This window comes from Pseudomonas sp. Root569, assembly GCF_001427465.1.
Classification (GTDB): domain Bacteria; phylum Pseudomonadota; class Gammaproteobacteria; order Pseudomonadales; family Pseudomonadaceae; genus Aquipseudomonas; species Aquipseudomonas synxantha.
Genome location: NZ_LMGQ01000015.1, coordinates 13003 through 29419, shown reverse-complemented (window position 1 = coordinate 29419; position 16417 = coordinate 13003). Strand labels below are relative to the sequence as shown.

The following is a 16417-nucleotide window of genomic DNA, read 5'->3' as shown; positions in this document are numbered from 1 at the left end:
TAGTATGTTCGAATTTTTTGCAAAAAAAGCCCCGCCTGATCACTCAGGCGGGGCTTTTTAGTGGCTGGCAGAATCAGGCGAGGGGTTTAGGCTCGTGCTCTTCTTCCTGGGCCACGTGCTCTACCACGGTTTCAGCAACCGGAGCCGGAGCGGCTTCGACCACAGCCGGTGCAGCGGCTGCCGCAGCAGCAGCGGCCTCAGCTTCCTTGCGACGACGACGCACTTCACGTGGGTCATTCGGCGCACGACCGTTCTCGGTCAGAGCGCTGGCAGGTGCGGCTTCAACCACCGGAGCAGCCACTTCGGCAACCACAGGGGCTTCAACCACCGGCGCAGGCTCTGGAACCGGTGCGGCTTCAACCACTTCGGCAGCCGGGGCTGGCGCTTCCTCAATCACAGGGGCAGGCGCTGGCGCTTCAACCGGGGCGGTAGGTTCGGCAGTCCACTGGAAGGCAGTCTGTTCTTCGCGAACTTCACGCACGGCCGGGGCGGCTTCTTCGACAACCGGTGCTTCTGCTGCGGCTTCAACCACTGGTGCAGGCTCAACCACCGGAGCCGGTTCAACGGCAACCACTTCGGTTTCTGGCTGTGCGTCGCGAACCGGGGCAACTTCCACCTCCGGAACCACTGGGGTTTCGACAGGGGTAGTGGCTTCGACCACTGGCGCTTCAACAGCTGGCGCTTGAACCTCTGGGGTCTCGGCAGCTAGCGTTTCTACCACAGCGTTTTCTTCGACAGCGGCAGTAGCACGCTCGGCTTGCTCGTGGGCCTGGGCTTCAGCAGGTGCGCTGATGACCGAGCTGGCGACGGCCGCGGTAACGGCCAAGCCAGCAGCCAGTTCGGCGCCTGTTGGTTCGTTGTTGGCAGCTTCTGCGTTTTCACCGGTTTCTTCCGAACCTTCGATCACGTTGCCGTTGGCGTCACGCTGACGCTCACGACGGTTGCTGCGACGACGCTGGCCACGGGAGCGGCGGCGTGGACGATCGCCTTCGGCGTTGTCCTGGCCGTCTTCCTGCAGTTGCTCTTCGCCGGTCAGTACTTCTTCTTCGCTGGCGGCAGCGGCTTGCTCAGCGCGTGGTTGACGCTCCTCACGCGGTGGGCGCGGCTGGCGCTCTTCACGTGGGGCACGCTCTTCACGCGGCTGGCGCGCCGGGCGTTCTTCGGTGCTGGCAGCAGCGGCAGCAGCAACGGCTGGCGCGGCGTCCAGCGGCTCACGCAGTTCACGCACGCGCTCTTCGCGCTCGCCACGCGGCTTGCGATCTTCACGCGGGGCACGCGGGGTACGTGGTGCGCGCTCTTCACGCGGTGCACGTTCTTCACGGGCTACGGCCGGGGCTTCTTCACGGGCTTCGCGAGGAGCGCGCTCTTCACGGGGGGCGCGTTCTTCACGCGGTGCACGTTCTTCGCGTGGCTTGCGTTCTTCGTCACGGCGGCCGTTGCGGTTGCGGCTCTGCTGGCGGCCGTTGCGACGTTCTTCGTTGCGCGCCGGGCGCTCGGTGGCAGGCTTTTCGACCACTACCGGGGCAGCAGGCTCTTCCTTGGTGGCGAACAGGCTGACCAGCGATTTCACCAGGCCCTTGAACAGGCTTGGCTCAGGCAGGGCGGCCGGGGCGGCAACCGGAGCAGCGGCTTCGGTAGGCATCGGTGCGTTGGCACGGGCCGGCGCGGTCTTCACGGCGGCTTCCTGGCGGACCAGGGTGCGGGTCGCAGCGGCTGGCTGGACTTCTTCCACTTCGGCAGCGGCAGCAGCGATTTCATAGCTGGACTGGCCGCTATGGGCTTCCGGGCTGTCATCACGCAGGCGCTGGACTTCGAAGTGCGGCGTCTCGAGGTGATCGTTCGGCAGGATGACGATACGGGCACGGGTGCGCAGTTCGATCTTGGTGATCGAGTTGCGTTTTTCGTTAAGCAGGAAGGCGGCAACCGGAATCGGCACTTGCGCGCGGACCTCGGCGGTGCGGTCTTTCAGGGCTTCTTCTTCGATCAGGCGCAGGATCGCCAGGGACAGCGATTCAACGTCACGGATGATGCCGGTGCCGTTGCAACGCGGGCAGACGATGCCGCTGCTCTCGCCCAGGGATGGACGCAGGCGCTGGCGGGACATTTCCAGCAGGCCGAAGCGCGAGATGCGGCCGACTTGCACGCGAGCACGGTCAGCTTCCAGGCATTCGCGGACTTTCTCTTCCACGGCGCGCTGGTTCTTGGCGGGGGTCATGTCGATGAAGTCGATCACGATCAGGCCGCCGATATCACGCAGGCGCAGCTGGCGGGCGATTTCTTCAGCCGCTTCCAGGTTGGTCTGCAGGGCGGTTTCTTCGATGTCGCTGCCTTTGGTGGCGCGCGCCGAGTTGATGTCGATGGACACCAGGGCTTCGGTCGGGTCGATGACGATGGAGCCGCCGGAAGGCAGTTCGACCACGCGCTGGAAGGCGGTCTCGATCTGGCTTTCGATCTGGAAACGGTTGAACAGCGGTACGCTGTCTTCGTACAGCTTGATCTTGCTGGCGTACTGCGGCATCACCTGGCGGATGAAGGTCAGGGCTTCGTCCTGGGCTTCAACGCTGTCGATCAGCACTTCGCCGATGTCCTGGCGCAGGTAGTCGCGGATGGCGCGGATGATCACGTTGCTTTCCTGGTAGATCAGGAATGGCGCGGAACGATCCAGGGACGCTTCTTTAATGGCGGTCCACAGTTGCAGCAGGTAGTCGAGGTCCCACTGCATTTCTTCGCTGCTGCGGCCAAGGCCTGCAGTGCGAACGATCAGGCCCATGTCGGCCGGTGCGACCAGGCCGTTCAGCGCTTCGCGCAGTTCATTGCGCTCTTCACCTTCGATGCGACGGGAAATGCCGCCGGCACGTGGGTTGTTCGGCATCAGCACGAGGTAACGGCCGGCGAGGCTGATGAAGGTGGTCAGGGCGGCGCCCTTGTTGCCACGTTCTTCTTTCTCGACCTGGACGATGACTTCCTGGCCTTCGCTCAGGACGTCCTTGATATTCACGCGGCCTTCGGGGGCTTTCTTGAAGTATTCGCGGGAGATTTCTTTGAGGGGCAGGAAGCCGTGGCGCTCGGAGCCGAAATCGACAAAGGCAGCCTCAAGGCTTGGTTCGATGCGAGTAATACGGCCTTTATAGATGTTGGCCTTCTTTTGCTCGCGTGCACCGGATTCGATGTCCAGGTCGTAGAGGCGTTGGCCATCTACCAGTGCAACACGCAACTCTTCGGGTTGAGTTGCGTTAATCAGCATTCTTTTCATGTTGTACCGTCGGTTTCCGGGCTGCCGGAAACGGCGTTCGGCACACACGACTTCTCACGGTCGGTGTCAGGTGCGTCAAGAGTGGTTGGCCACTCCAGTGTCCAGCAATAACCGGCCAATTGGGCCGCTATCGCGACGGACGCGTCCTGCTCGTTAGCGGTGGTGACAAAGGCACCACTTCAACAAAAGCTAAGGTCAGGAGGAGGAATCAACCGGCGACTGTGGACGAGATGAAGCGTCTAAATATAAGCCTAGTGCTACACAGTCCGACGGTTGTGCATCTCCACCCTACACGTATCCCTGATAATTCGGGTGCTGCCGCGCGCAGAATCCGCAGCGGGTTGGCATTTACCGTGTTCTCCAATGGGGAGTCCACGCTCATGGCTAAACAAGACTAGGTGTGGGCGACTGCGCTCTCACTCAGCTCTTAACAGGCGTTGTTTCCGAAGCATTCGCCATGGTCTGGCTCAAGACTGACTGCACTTTGTGAACTGGCCGTAAATATCGGCGCAAAAGGCGAGTATTCACTCTGCTTTCTGCACTCGCTTCAGGCCTCATGTCACCTGCGCTTGTTACAATCCCGAGCCTTCCAAGGTGGCGAAAGCCCCGTAGGACGGCCTCGCGTCCTGATGAATTGCGATGGTCAGGGCCGGCAGTTTGCCGCATGTCCTCTGTCCAGGCCGCTTTTGGCGGCGTTCGCGACTATAGCAGCAATGATTAAGTGCTTCAATTCCATAAAAAATTGTTATCATCGCCGGCATGACGACTACCACCCCCCCGACCCCCAGCGTCCAGCTGCTTGAGGTCTCGCCGGAATATGCCGGCCAACGCATCGACAATTTTCTCCTGGCCCGGCTCAAAGGCGTGCCCAAGACCTTGATCTACCGCATTTTGCGTAAAGGCGAAGTGCGCGTGAACAAGGGCCGGATCAAGCCTGAGTACAAGTTGCAGGCGGGCGATATCGTTCGCGTGCCGCCTGTGCGCGTGCCTGAGCGCGACGAGCCTGTGCCATTGGCCCAGGGCCTGTTGCAGCGCCTGGAAGCCTCGATTGTCTTCGAAGACAACAAACTGATCGTGATCAACAAGCCCTGCGGCATTGCGGTTCACGGCGGCAGTGGCCTGAATTTCGGCGTGATCGAAGCCTTTCGCCAGTTGCGCCCGGATGCCAAGGAGCTGGAACTGGTCCATCGCCTTGACCGTGATACCTCCGGCCTGCTGATGATTGCCAAGAAGCGCAGCATGTTGCGCCATCTGCACACTGCCTTGCGTGGCGATGGCGTGGACAAGCGTTATATGGCGTTGGTGCGTGGTAACTGGGCCAGTTCGATCAAGAGCGTGCGTGCGCCACTGCAGAAAAGCAACCTGCGTTCCGGCGAGCGTATGGTCGAGGTGGACGAGGAGGGTAAGGAAGCCCTGACGCTGTTCAAGGTGCTGCGCCGTTTCGGCGACTTTGCCACCATGGTCGAGGCCAAGCCGGTCACTGGTCGTACCCACCAGATTCGTGTGCATACCCTGCATGCGGGCCACTGCATTGCTGGCGATACCAAGTACGGCGACGAGGGTTTCTCCAAGGAAATCCGCGACCTGGGCGGTAAGCGCCTGTTCCTGCACGCCTATATGCTTACGGTGCCGCTGCCCGATGGCGGCGAGCTGAAATTGCAGGCGCCGGTCGATGAGATGTGGGCCAAGACCGTGGAGCGTTTGAGTGTCGCACCTTGACTACAAGCTGCTGATCTTCGATTGGGATGGGACGCTGGCCGATTCCATTGGTCGGATTGTCGAGTCGATGCACATGGCGTCAACCCGTTCAGGCTATGAGTTATGCAGCGACCTGGCGGTTAAAGGCATCATCGGCCTGGGGTTGCCTGAGGCTATTCGCACCCTGTACCCGCAGATCGGTGACCAGGAACTGGTTGCGTTCCGTCAGCACTATGCCGATCACTACATCGCTCTGGAAACCGAGCCGTCGCCACTGTTTGACGGCGTAAGGCAATCCTTGGCGGCGTTTCGCGCCGAGGGCTATCACCTGGCTGTTGCTACCGGTAAGGCTCGCCGTGGCTTGGATCGGGTGCTCAAGGCCCATGGTTTCGAGGATTATTTCGACATCACTCGCGCCGCGGATGAAACCGCCAGCAAGCCTCATCCTCTGATGCTGGAGCAGATCCTGGATCACTGCGGTGTATCGCCGCGCCAGGCATTGATGGTGGGTGACGCGTCCTTCGACCTGATGATGGCGCGCAATGCCGGCATGGACAGCGTGGCGGTCAGTTATGGCGCCCAGGCTGGCGAGGCGTTGCAGCAATACGAGCCGAGGCTGACGATTGATCATTTTTCTGAATTGCAGGCCTGGCTTAGCCGGGCCCAATGAGTTTTTGCTGGGGTTAATGGCATGAGTGACGAGTGGAAAGCGCCCGAAAAGGCCGAGAACAGTGATGATAAAAGCTGGAAGCTGCTGGAGAAGACCCTCCTGGCCAGCGTCCAGGAACAGCGTCGTTCGCGGCGCTGGGGGATTTTCTTCAAGCTGCTGACCTTTGTTTACCTGCTCGGCATGCTGGCGCTGTTCAGTCCGCTGATGGACATGGAAAAAAGCGCCACCCGTGGCAGTCACTACACTGCCTTGATCGAAGTGCGCGGAGTGATTGCCGACAAGGAGCCCGCCAGCGCCGACAATATCGTCACCAGCCTGCGCGCCGCGTTCGAAGACTCCAAGGTCAAGGGCGTGATCCTGCGCATCAATAGCCCGGGCGGCAGCCCTGTGCAGTCGGGCTATGTCTATGACGAGATTCGGTGCCTGCGCGCACTGCATCCGGATACCAAACTCTATGCAGTAATTTCCGACCTGGGTGCCTCGGGGGCCTATTACATCGCCAGTGCCGCTGACCAGATCTATGCCGATAAGGCCAGCCTGGTGGGCTCCATTGGGGTGACGGCAGCCGGTTACGGGTTTGTCGGCACCATGGAGAAGCTGGGGGTGGAGCGGCGCATCTATACTTCCGGCGAGCACAAGGCGTTCCTGGATCCGTTCCAGCCGCAAAAGGCCGATGAGACCCAGTTCTGGCAGGGCGTGCTCGATACTACCCATCGCCAGTTCATTGCCAGCGTGAAGCAGGGTCGTGGGGACCGACTGAAGGATAAAGACCATCCGGAACTGTTTTCCGGTCTGGTGTGGTCGGGCGAGCAGGCGTTGCCATTGGGCTTGATCGATGGCCTGGGCAGTGCCAGTTCGGTGGCGCGGGATGTGGTTGGCGAGAAGGAGTTGGTGGATTTCACGGTTGAGGAATCGCCGTTTGATCGCTTCTCCAAGAAGCTTGGTGCCAGTGTGGCTGAGAAGCTTGCGCTGTACATGGGCTTCCAAGGCCCGACGCTACGCTGATATCTCAAGCCAGCTGTAGATCAAAATGTGGGAGGGGGCTTGCCCCCGGTCGCGGTGTGTCAGCCATAGATAACTTGGCTGGTCCACCGCTATCGGGGGCAAGCCCCCTCCCACATTTGTTTTTATGGTGTTCTCAGGGGATTTGCACGCCTTCAGCGAGCAGCATATCCACCAGTCGAATCAGCGGCAGGCCGACAAGGCTGGTCGCATCCGGTCCTTCGGTGCCCTGGAACAAGCTCACGCCCAGCCCCTCGGCCTTGAAGCTGCCCGCGCAGTCGTAGGGTTGCTCGATCCGCAGGTAGCGCTCAATACGCTCTGCATCCAGCTCGCGCATGTGCACGGTAAAAGGTACGCAGTCGACCTGGCAATGCCCCGTCTCACTGTTAAGCAGTGCCAACCCGGTAAGAAAGCTCACCCGTTTGCCGCTGGCCGCCAACAATTGCTCGCGGGCGTTTTCAAAGGTGTGGGGTTTGCCGATGATCCGGCCTTCCAGTGCTGCCACCTGATCGGAGCCTATGATCAAATGCCCAGGATGGCTGGCCGCAAGGGCGCGGGCCTTTTGTTCGGCCAGGCGCTTGACCAGCTCAGTGGCTGATTCATAAGTGCGGTGGCTTTCGTCGATATCCGGCGAGCCGCAGGTGAACGGCAGGTGCAGGCGGCTCAGTAATTCCCGGCGATAAACCGAGCTGGACGCGAGTAATAACGGCAGCATATACGTCTCCTCAAGGCAGTCGCCGATTCTAGCGACGTGACCGGCTGACGCACAGGGCTGAATTTCCTTTGACATGGCTGGGGGCATCCCTATAATGCTGCGCCTATGTTGAATGACCCGATTCCACCTCACGTTGACCCGCGCAAATTGGCTGATCGTGGCACCACCCTTCAAGGTGAAGTGCTGCTGGCCGATTTGGAGAGACTCTGCGACCCGCTTTCCGACACTGTCGGTACGGTGCAGGCTAAATTCGTTTTTGAACGAGATGAACGTAAGTCTGTGGTAATACACAGCTTTATCGACACCGAAGTCAAAATGGTTTGCCAGCGTTGTCTTGAGCTGGTCACCCTGCCGATCCACAGCGAATGCAGTTATGCTGTGGTGAAAGAGGGTGCGAATACCCAGTCGTTGCCGAAAGGTTATGACGTGCTGGAACTGGGCGAAGATCCATTGGATCTGCATGCACTGATCGAGGAGGAGCTTTTGCTCGCCTTGCCCATTGTGCCTGCTCATCATCCGGAAGAATGCCAGCAGCCGGAGGGTCTCGATGACGAGGCCGAGCCGAGCGAGGACGAGGTAACGCGGTCCAACCCGTTCAGTGTATTGGCGCAGTTAAAGCGTGACCCAAACGTTTAGGAGTTAATCAATTATGGCTGTTCAGCAGAACAAAAAATCCCGCTCCGCCCGTGACATGCGCCGTTCGCACGACGCTCTCGAGGCTAGCACCCTGTCCGTGGAAAAGACCACTGGTGAAGTTCACCTGCGTCACCACGTATCGCCAGAAGGCGTATACCGTGGCCGTAAAGTGATCGACAAGGGCGCTGACGAGTAATCACTTGTCTGCTCAAGTCATCGCGATTGACGCAATGGGCGGGGACTTCGGTCCCCGCAGCATTGTTCAGGCCTGCATTGCCAGCCTGACTGCAACGCCCTCGCTGCACCTGACCCTCGTCGGTCAACCCTCCCTTCTTGAAGAACTGATTGCCAGCCATCCGGCGGTGGATCGCGCGCGCCTGACGATTACGCCAGCCAGTGAAGCCATCAGCATGGATGAAAAGCCGGCGGCCGCCCTGCGCGGCAAACCCGATTCTTCAATGCGAGTGGCCCTGGAGTTGCTGCGTGATGGCAAGGCGCAAGCCTGTGTCAGTGCCGGCAATACGGGGGCGTTGATGGCCTTGTCGCGGCATGTGCTCAAAACCTTGCCCGGTATTGACCGGCCGGCGATGGTCGCGGCGATCCCGACGCAGAAAGGCTATTGCCAGCTACTGGACCTGGGCGCCAATGTCGATTGCAGTGCCGAGCACCTCTTGCAGTTTGCCGTGATGGGCTCGGTGGCCGCCGAAGCGCTGGGCGTTGCCCGTCCGCGTGTAGCCTTGCTGAATATCGGGACCGAGGACATCAAGGGCAACCAGCAGGTCAAGCTTGCCGCCACCTTATTGCAAAGTGCGCGGGGCTTGAACTATATCGGCTTTGTCGAAGGTGACGGCTTGTACCGTGGCGAGGCCGATGTGGTGGTGTGTGACGGTTTTGTCGGCAACATACTGCTCAAGTCCAGCGAAGGCCTGGCGACCATGATTGCCTCGCGTATCGAGGCATTGTTCAAGCGCAACCTGGCGTCGCGCATGGTGGGTGCCTTGGCGCTGCCGTTGATGCGCCGCCTGCAGGCTGATCTGGCGCCGGCTCGGCATAATGGCGCGAGCTTCCTGGGGTTGCAGGGCATTGTGGTGAAAAGCCATGGCTCGGCAGGTGTCGAGGGCTTCCAAAGCGCGATTGCGCGGGCCTTGATCGAGATCCAGGAAAACCTGCCGCAACGCTTGCACGGCCGTCTTGAGGATCTGTTGCCTTAGGCGAATTGGCCCGGGAGTGCTTAAATGTGACCGGCCAGTTCAATTGACCATCCAATCTGTCAGTTTCGTGTGCTCCCGGCATTCATTTTAAGATCGGGAGCGACTATTTCCGACGACCAGATCATTAGGGGCTTGTTACATGTCTACATCCCTCGCATTCGTCTTTCCAGGGCAGGGTTCGCAGTCCCTCGGCATGTTGGCCGAGCTGGGCGCGCAATACCCGCTGATCCTGGATACCTTCAAGGAAGCTTCCGACGCCCTGGGTTACGACCTGTGGGCGCTGACCCAGCAGGGGCCGGAAGAGCAGCTCAATCAAACCGATAAAACCCAGCCGGCCATCCTGACCGCTTCGATCGCCCTGTGGCGCTTGTGGCTGGCAGAAGGCGGGGCGCGTCCGGCATTTGTTGCCGGGCACAGCCTGGGCGAATACAGCGCCCTGGTGGCGGCGGGCAGCCTGACCCTTGGTGAAGCGGTCAAGCTGGTCGAGCGTCGTGGCCAGTTGATGCAGGAAGCCGTTCCGGCCGGGCAGGGCGGCATGGCCGCGATCCTGGGCCTGGACGATGCGGTGGTAATCGAGGCCTGCGCCGAAGCGGCGCAAGGTGAAGTGGTCAGCGCGGTGAACTTCAACTCCCCTGGCCAGGTGGTGATCGCCGGCGCCAAGGCGGCTGTTGAGCGCGCCATCGAAGGCTGCAAGGCCCGTGGTGCCAAGCGTGCGCTGCCATTGCCGGTGAGCGTGCCGTCCCACTGTGAACTGATGCGCCCGGCTGCCGAGCGTTTTGCCGAGTCCATCGCAGCCATCAACTGGCAGGCGCCACAGATCCCGTTGGTGCAGAACGTCAGTGCCGCGGTTGCACCCGACCTCGAGACTCTCAAGCGCGACCTGCTGGAGCAACTCTACAAGCCAGTGCGCTGGGTTGAATCGGTCCAGACCCTGGCCGCCAACGGCGCTACCGAACTGGTCGAGTGTGGCCCGGGCAAGGTCCTGGCGGGCCTGAACAAGCGTTGCGCCGACGGTGTGTCGACCGCCAACCTCAACACCCCTGAAGCCTTCGCTGCCGCCCGCGCGGCACTGGCCTGAATTGCGAAATTAGGAGAAGCCTGCATGAGTCTGCAAGGTAAAGTTGCACTGGTTACTGGCGCAAGCCGTGGCATTGGCCAGGCGATCGCCCTGGAACTGGGCCGTCAGGGCGCCGTTGTGATCGGCACCGCCACTTCCGCATCGGGCGCCGAGCGTATCGCCGCGACCTTGAAGGAAAATGGCGTGCAGGGCACCGGCCTTGAGCTGAATGTGACCAGCGATGAGTCCGTGGCTGCCGTATTGGCCCAGATCACCGCACAGTTCGGCGCGCCGGCAATTTTGGTTAACAACGCCGGCATCACCCGTGACAACCTGATGATGCGCATGAAAGACGACGAGTGGTACGACGTGGTCGATACCAACCTGAACAGTCTGTTTCGCCTGTCCAAGGGCGTTTTGCGCGGCATGACCAAGGCGCGTTGGGGCCGAATTATCAATATTGGCTCCGTAGTGGGTGCCATGGGCAACGCAGGCCAAGTAAACTATGCCTCCGCCAAGGCCGGCCTGGAAGGTTTCAGCCGTGCACTGGCGCGTGAAGTCGGCTCGCGGTCGATTACGGTCAACTCGGTGGCCCCAGGGTTCATCGACACCGATATGACCCGCGAACTGCCGGAAGCACAGCGTGAAGCCTTGCTGACGCAGATTCCGCTGGGCCGTCTGGGCCAGGCCCAAGAGATCGCGAATGTGGTCACTTTCCTGGCATCCGACGGTGCGGCATACGTGACTGGGGCTACAATCCCGGTGAACGGCGGGATGTACATGAGTTAAATTGTGACGGATCGCTTCAAAAAAATGTCATACGAGCTGTCTAAAATCCGTTATAAAGCTGCAACTTAATTTATAGGCAGATGGTCGGCGGGGTACAGGGTGAAGCTTTCAGTTGAAAAGCTGAAATGGCTTTCTATACACTTACCCACTGGCCAGCTGCCTGAATTTGTCCATTAGGAGTTAAACAAGGTATGAGCACCATCGAAGAGCGCGTCAAGAAAATCGTCGCCGAGCAACTGGGCGTTAAGGAAGAAGAAGTGGTCAACACTGCTTCCTTCGTAGAAGACCTGGGTGCCGATTCCCTTGACACCGTTGAGCTGGTGATGGCTCTGGAAGAGGAATTCGAGACCGAAATCCCGGACGAAGAAGCTGAAAAAATCACTACTGTTCAAGCTGCCATCGACTACGTTACTAGCCACCAGGCGTAATAGTTTGTAGTCGTCGCTTGCTGTCAGGGAAAAACCGCACTGCTGTAACGGCGTGCGGTTTTTTCTTTAAGCGGTGATGAAAAGCAAGCTGCGAAGCGAAGTGTCGTCATTAGAAAAAGGAGAGTGCTGTGTCGCGTAGACGCGTCGTAGTCACCGGTATGGGTATGTTGTCGCCACTGGGCACGGATGTGCCAAGCAGTTGGCAGGGCATTCTGGCTGGCCACAGTGGTATTGGTCTGATCGAACACACGGACCTTTCTGCCTATTCCACCCGTTTTGGCGGCTCGGTAAAGGGCTTCAATGTCGAGGAGTACCTCTCGATCAAAGAATCCCGCAAGCTCGACCTGTTCATTCAATACGGCCTGGCCGCCGGTTTTCAGGCAGTGCGTAACGCTGGCCTGGAAGTCACCGACGCCAACCGTGAGCGCATCGGCGTGGCCATGGGCTCGGGTATTGGCGGCTTGACCAATATCGAAGAAACCAGCCGCACGCTGCACGAATCCGGCCCTCGTCGAATTTCACCGTTCTTCGTACCGGGCTCGATCATCAATATGATTTCCGGCTTCCTGTCCATCCACTTGGGGGCGCAGGGGCCTAACTATGCCATTTCGACGGCGTGCACCACGGGCACTCACTGCATCGGCATGGCGGCGCGCAACATCGCCTATGACGAAGCGGACGTGATGATCGCCGGTGGCGCCGAAATGGCCGCCTGCGGCCTGGGCATGGGCGGCTTCGGCGCCTCCCGTGCGCTGTCGACCCGCAATGACGAACCGACCCGTGCCAGCCGTCCTTGGGACAAGGGCCGTGACGGCTTCGTACTGGCCGACGGTGCCGGTGCCCTGGTGCTGGAAGAGTTGGAGCACGCCAAGGCGCGTGGTGCCACCATCTACGCCGAGCTGATCGGCTTTGGCATGAGCGGCGACGCCTACCATATGACCTCGCCACCGTCCGACGGTGCCGGTGCTGCGCGCTGCATCACCAACGCCCTGCGCGATGCGAAGGTCAACCCCAACCAGGTTCAGTACATCAACGCCCATGGTACTTCGACGCCGACCGGCGACCTGGCGGAAGCCGAGGCCATCAAGTCGGTGTTCGGCGAGCACGCCTACAAGCTGGCGGTCAGTTCCACCAAGTCCATGACCGGCCACCTGTTGGGCGCGGCGGGCGCGGTGGAGGCGATCTTCAGCGTGATGGCAATCAAGGATCAGGTCGCTCCGCCGACCATCAACCTGGATGAGCCTGACGAAGGCTGCGACCTGAACTTCGTGCCTCACGAAGCGCAACCGATGCCGATCGACGTGGCGATTTCCAACTCGTTCGGTTTTGGTGGCACAAACGGGTCCCTGGTGTTCCGCCGGTTCGCCGAGTGATGCACAGCTGGGTCGACGGTCAACCAGCGGACTCCGTGCCCCTGAAAGATCGCGGCCTGGCGTATGGCGATGGCTTGTTCGAGACCATCGCCGTCAAGGCCGGGCAGCCGCTGTTGCTCGACCGTCACCTGCAGCGCCTGAATGAGGGCTGCAGGCGTTTGGCATTGGTTGCCGACCACAGTGTGATTCGCAGCGAAGTGCTGGCCTATGCCGCCGCCCTCGGCGACGGTGTCCTCAAGTTGATCCTTACCCGTGGCGACAGCCTGCGCGGCTATGGTCTCAACCCTGGCGCTCCGGTGCGCCGTATCTTGCAGGGCAGTGCGCCCGCGACTTATCCCCCCGGCCATGGTGTCGAAGGCATCCGCCTGTTTCCGTGTGCGACCCGCTTGGCCGAACAGCCGTTGCTGGCCGGTCTCAAGCACCTCAATCGTCTGGAGCAAGTGCTCGCACGCGCAGAATGGCAAGATGCCGATCATGCCGAAGGCTTGATGCTGGATATGTCCGGTCGGGTTATCGAAGGCGTGTTCAGCAACTTGTTTCTGGTGCGCAACGGCTTGTTACTAACCTCTGACCTGAGTCGATGTGGCGTGGCCGGCGTGATGCGCGCCGAGCTGCTGGCCCAGGCTAAAGCGCTGGGCATCCCGGTAGTCGTGGCCGAGGTCAGTGTCGAGCAGTTGCGACAGGCCGATGAAGTCTTCGTCTGCAACAGCGTATATGGCATTTGGCCGGTGCGCGGATGCGCTGCGATGAGCTGGCCGGTTGGGCCGCTCACCCGTAAACTGCAGGGTATTGTTCGCGCGCTATTGGATATTTGAGTTGATACGAAAACTGGTGTTACTGCTGCAGATCAGCCTGGTCTCGGCGGCGTTGCTCGTGGGCTTTTCGGCCTGGAAACTCGACTCTGCCCTCAAGCAGCCCTTGAAGCTGTCCCAGGAGCAGTTGCTCGACGTACCGGCTGGCGCTACCCCGACGGGCACCTTCAATCGTCTGGAAGCTGACGGTGTGCTCGACGATGCCTTCTGGCTGCGCCTGTACTGGCGCTTCAATCTCGAAGGCCAGCCACTGCACAGCGGTGAATACCGCATGACTCCCGGTCTTACCGCCGAGGGACTGATTGGCCTTTGGCAACGTGGCGAAGTGGTGCAGTACAGCCTGACGCTGGTGGAAGGCTGGAATTTCCGCCAGGTGCGCATGGCCCTGGCCAAGCACGAAAAGATCGTGCAGACCCTTCCAGGGCTGACTGACAGTGAAGTAATGGAAAAGCTCGGCCACCCGGGTGTATTCCCCGAGGGGCGTTTCTTCCCCGACACTTATCGCTTCGTGCGCGGTATGACCGATGTCGAATTCCTGAAAAAAGCCTACAACCGCCTCGACGATGTCCTCGCTCAGGAGTGGAGCAAGCGTGCCGCCGATGTGCCGTACACCGACCCTTATCAGGCGCTGATCATGGCGTCCCTGGTGGAGAAGGAGACCGGTGTACCGCAAGAGCGTGGGCAGATCGCTGGTGTGTTTGTGCGTCGCATGAAGATCGGCATGTTGCTGCAGACCGATCCGACTGTGATCTACGGCCTGGGTGAACGCTACAACGGCAAGTTGACCCGCGCCCACCTCAAGGAAGCCAACCCTTACAATACCTACATGATAGCCGGCCTGCCGCCGACACCCATCGCCATGGTCGGTCGCGAGGCCATCCACGCGGCGCTGAACCCGGAACCGGGCAGCAGCCTGTATTTCGTCGCCCGTGGCAATGGCAGCCATATTTTCTCGGATAACCTGGATGCGCATAATGCCGCCGTGCGCGAGTTCCAGCTCAAGCGGCGTGCCGACTACCGCTCCAGCCCGGCGCCGGTGGTGAAACCACTGGACGACGCAGCCCCACCCGGCGACGCACCGACCGAGCCCGCGCCGGACACTATCGTGCCGCAAAGCCCGCAATGACTCTGACTAAGGACTGCCCGTGACTGGCTTGTTTATTACCCTGGAAGGCCCGGAAGGCGCCGGCAAAAGCACGAACCGTGACTACCTGGCCGAGCGCCTGCGTGCTCAGGGCATCGAAGTGGTGCTGACCCGTGAACCGGGTGGTACGCCACTGGCCGAGCGGATTCGCGACGTCCTGTTGGCCCCGGGTGACGAGCAGATGAACCCGGACACCGAGCTGCTGCTGGTATTTGCCGCCCGTGCCCAGCACCTGGCCGAAGTAATCCGCCCGGCCCTGGCACGCGGTGCGGTGGTGATCTGTGATCGTTTCACCGATTCCACCTACGCCTACCAGGGTGGTGGCCGAGGCTTGTGCCTGGAACGCATCGCTACCCTGGAAACCTTCGTGCAGGGGGATTTGCGCCCCGATCTGACCCTGCTGTTCGACCTGCCGGTGGAAGTGGGCATGGCTCGCGCCAGTGCCCGGGGGCGCCTGGATCGTTTCGAGTTGGAGGGGCAGGCATTTTTCGAAGCTGTGCGCAGCGCTTTCCTGCAGCGTACCAAGGCTGAGCCTGCGCGTTATCACCTGCTGGACGCCGCCCAGCCGCTGGCCCGGGTGCAACAGGCCATCGACGCACTGTTGCCGACACTGTTGGAGCGCACCCGTGGCTGAGTCCTACCCATGGCAGGACAGCCTCTGGCAGCAACTGGCCGGGCGTGCCCAGCACGCCCATGCCTATTTGCTGCATGGGCCGGTGGGCATCGGTAAACGCCACCTCGCCGAGCGCCTGATGGCCAGCCTGTTGTGCCAGCGCCCGGTCGATCTGCAGGCGTGCGGTGAGTGCAAATCCTGCCTGCTGCTCAAGGCTGGCAGTCACCCGGACAACTATGTGCTGGAACCCGAGGAAGCGGACAAAGCGATCAAGGTCGACCAGGTGCGTGACCTGGTCAGCTTCGTGGTGCAGACCGCGCAGATGGGCGGGCGCAAAGTGGTGTTGATCGAGCCGGTCGAGGCGATGAACATCAACGCCGCTAACGCCTTGCTCAAAAGCCTCGAAGAACCCTCCGGCGATACCGTGTTGTTGCTGGTAAGCCATCAGTCCAGCCGCTTGTTGCCGACTATTCGCAGCCGCTGCGTGCAGCAGGCATGCCCATTGCCGAGCGAGGCCATGAGCTTGCAATGGCTGGCGCAGGCATTGCCGGAGTGCACCGCAGAAGAACGCGTCGAATTACTGACCCTGGCGGCCGGTTCGCCCTTGGCGGCAGTCAAGCTGCAAGCCCAGGGCGTGCGTGAGCAGCGGGCGTTGGTCGTGGATGGCGTGAAGAAGCTGCTCAAGCAGGAGCTGTCCGCCACGCAACTGGCCGAAGGCGCCTGGAAGGATATCCCCCTGTTGCTGTTGTTCGACTGGTTCTGCGACTGGTCCAGCCTGATCTTGCGCTACCAGCTGACCCAGGATGAAAACGGCCTGGGCCTGGCGGATATGCGCAAGGTCGTGCAATACCTGGCGCAGAAAAGTGCCCAGGACAAAGTGCTGAACATCCAGGACTGGATTCTTGCGCAGCGCCAGAAGGTGCTCGGCAAGGCTAACCTCAACCGCGTGCTGTTGCTCGAGGCGCTGCTGGTGCAGTGGGTCGGCCTGCTCGGGCGGCGTTAATTTCCGTGGCCGA

16 protein-coding genes are annotated in these 16417 nt (G+C 60.8%); 14 read left to right on the top strand and 2 right to left on the bottom strand.

All coding sequences use genetic code 11. The features are described from left to right. Positions 1-73: 73 nt before the first annotated feature. A complete protein-coding gene (rne, locus tag ASD70_RS14870; RefSeq protein ID WP_056846821.1) occupies positions 74-3253 on the bottom strand; it encodes a ribonuclease E in 3180 nt (1059 codons plus the stop codon). A 759-nt stretch (positions 3254-4012) separates the two neighbouring features. Here rne and rluC point away from each other — a divergent pair. Genes rluC through ASD70_RS14855 form a run of 3 tightly spaced genes read left to right on the top strand, consistent with a single transcriptional unit; the run spans position 4013 to position 6626 of the window. After that, positions 4013-4972 (top strand): 23S rRNA pseudouridine(955/2504/2580) synthase RluC, encoded by a 960-nt coding sequence (rluC, locus tag ASD70_RS14865; RefSeq protein WP_005790558.1) that lies wholly within the window; start codon positions 4013-4015, stop codon positions 4970-4972. Continuing rightward, complete coding sequence (locus ASD70_RS14860) at positions 4959-5621, top strand: HAD-IA family hydrolase (protein WP_056846820.1); 663 nt, start codon at positions 4959-4961, stop codon at positions 5619-5621. The genes rluC and ASD70_RS14860 overlap by 14 nt, the downstream gene beginning before the upstream one ends. 21 nt (positions 5622-5642) lie before the next feature. Beyond that, a complete protein-coding gene (locus tag ASD70_RS14855; RefSeq protein ID WP_056846819.1) occupies positions 5643-6626 on the top strand; it encodes a S49 family peptidase in 984 nt (327 codons plus the stop codon). Between the two features lie 133 nt (positions 6627-6759). Here the strand turns inward: ASD70_RS14855 and ASD70_RS14850 are convergent, their stop codons facing one another. Further along, positions 6760-7338 carry a Maf family protein gene (locus ASD70_RS14850; RefSeq protein ID WP_046069152.1) on the bottom strand — a complete coding sequence of 193 codons (579 nt, stop codon included), beginning with the start codon at positions 7336-7338 and terminating at the stop codon, positions 6760-6762. A 105-nt stretch (positions 7339-7443) separates the two neighbouring features. On the opposite strand from ASD70_RS14850, the gene ASD70_RS14845 reads away from it, so the two are divergent. From ASD70_RS14845 to ASD70_RS14795, 11 genes are all read left to right on the top strand, one after another. Beyond that, positions 7444-7974, top strand: a complete 531-nt coding sequence (locus ASD70_RS14845) for a YceD family protein (RefSeq protein WP_005790551.1) — start codon at positions 7444-7446, stop codon at positions 7972-7974. A 13-nt stretch (positions 7975-7987) separates the two neighbouring features. Then, positions 7988-8170 carry a 50S ribosomal protein L32 gene (rpmF, locus tag ASD70_RS14840; RefSeq protein ID WP_003179396.1) on the top strand — a complete coding sequence of 61 codons (183 nt, stop codon included), beginning with the start codon at positions 7988-7990 and terminating at the stop codon, positions 8168-8170. Between the two features lie 4 nt (positions 8171-8174). Beyond that, entirely contained in the window at positions 8175-9185 is a 1011-nt protein-coding gene (gene plsX, locus ASD70_RS14835; protein ID WP_080944651.1) for a phosphate acyltransferase PlsX, read from the top strand. Positions 9186-9324: 139 nt separating this feature from the next. After that, positions 9325-10263, top strand: a complete 939-nt coding sequence (gene fabD, locus ASD70_RS14830; protein ID WP_046069150.1) for an ACP S-malonyltransferase — start codon at positions 9325-9327, stop codon at positions 10261-10263. A 24-nt stretch (positions 10264-10287) separates the two neighbouring features. Beyond that, on the top strand, positions 10288-11031 hold the full coding sequence (gene fabG, locus ASD70_RS14825; RefSeq protein WP_003189275.1) for a 3-oxoacyl-ACP reductase FabG: 744 nt from the start codon (positions 10288-10290) through the stop codon (positions 11029-11031). Positions 11032-11222: 191 nt separating this feature from the next. Beyond that, positions 11223-11459 carry an acyl carrier protein gene (gene acpP / locus ASD70_RS14820; RefSeq protein ID WP_003175607.1) on the top strand — a complete coding sequence of 79 codons (237 nt, stop codon included), beginning with the start codon at positions 11223-11225 and terminating at the stop codon, positions 11457-11459. 128 nt (positions 11460-11587) lie between these two features. After that, entirely contained in the window at positions 11588-12832 is a 1245-nt protein-coding gene (fabF, locus tag ASD70_RS14815) for a beta-ketoacyl-ACP synthase II (RefSeq protein ID WP_056846818.1), read from the top strand. Continuing rightward, positions 12832-13647 (top strand): aminodeoxychorismate lyase, encoded by an 816-nt coding sequence (gene pabC / locus ASD70_RS14810; RefSeq protein ID WP_046069148.1) that lies wholly within the window; start codon positions 12832-12834, stop codon positions 13645-13647. Before fabF ends, pabC begins: the two co-directional genes overlap by 1 nt. 1 nt (position 13648) lies before the next feature. Further along, on the top strand, positions 13649-14770 hold the full coding sequence (gene mltG / locus ASD70_RS14805) for an endolytic transglycosylase MltG (RefSeq protein WP_056846817.1): 1122 nt from the start codon (positions 13649-13651) through the stop codon (positions 14768-14770). Between the two features lie 19 nt (positions 14771-14789). Then, positions 14790-15422, top strand: a complete 633-nt coding sequence (tmk, locus tag ASD70_RS14800; RefSeq protein ID WP_046069146.1) for a dTMP kinase — start codon at positions 14790-14792, stop codon at positions 15420-15422. Further along, positions 15415-16404 carry a DNA polymerase III subunit delta' gene (locus tag ASD70_RS14795; protein WP_046069145.1) on the top strand — a complete coding sequence of 330 codons (990 nt, stop codon included), beginning with the start codon at positions 15415-15417 and terminating at the stop codon, positions 16402-16404. The genes tmk and ASD70_RS14795 overlap by 8 nt, the downstream gene beginning before the upstream one ends. Positions 16405-16417: the final 13 nt, after the last annotated feature.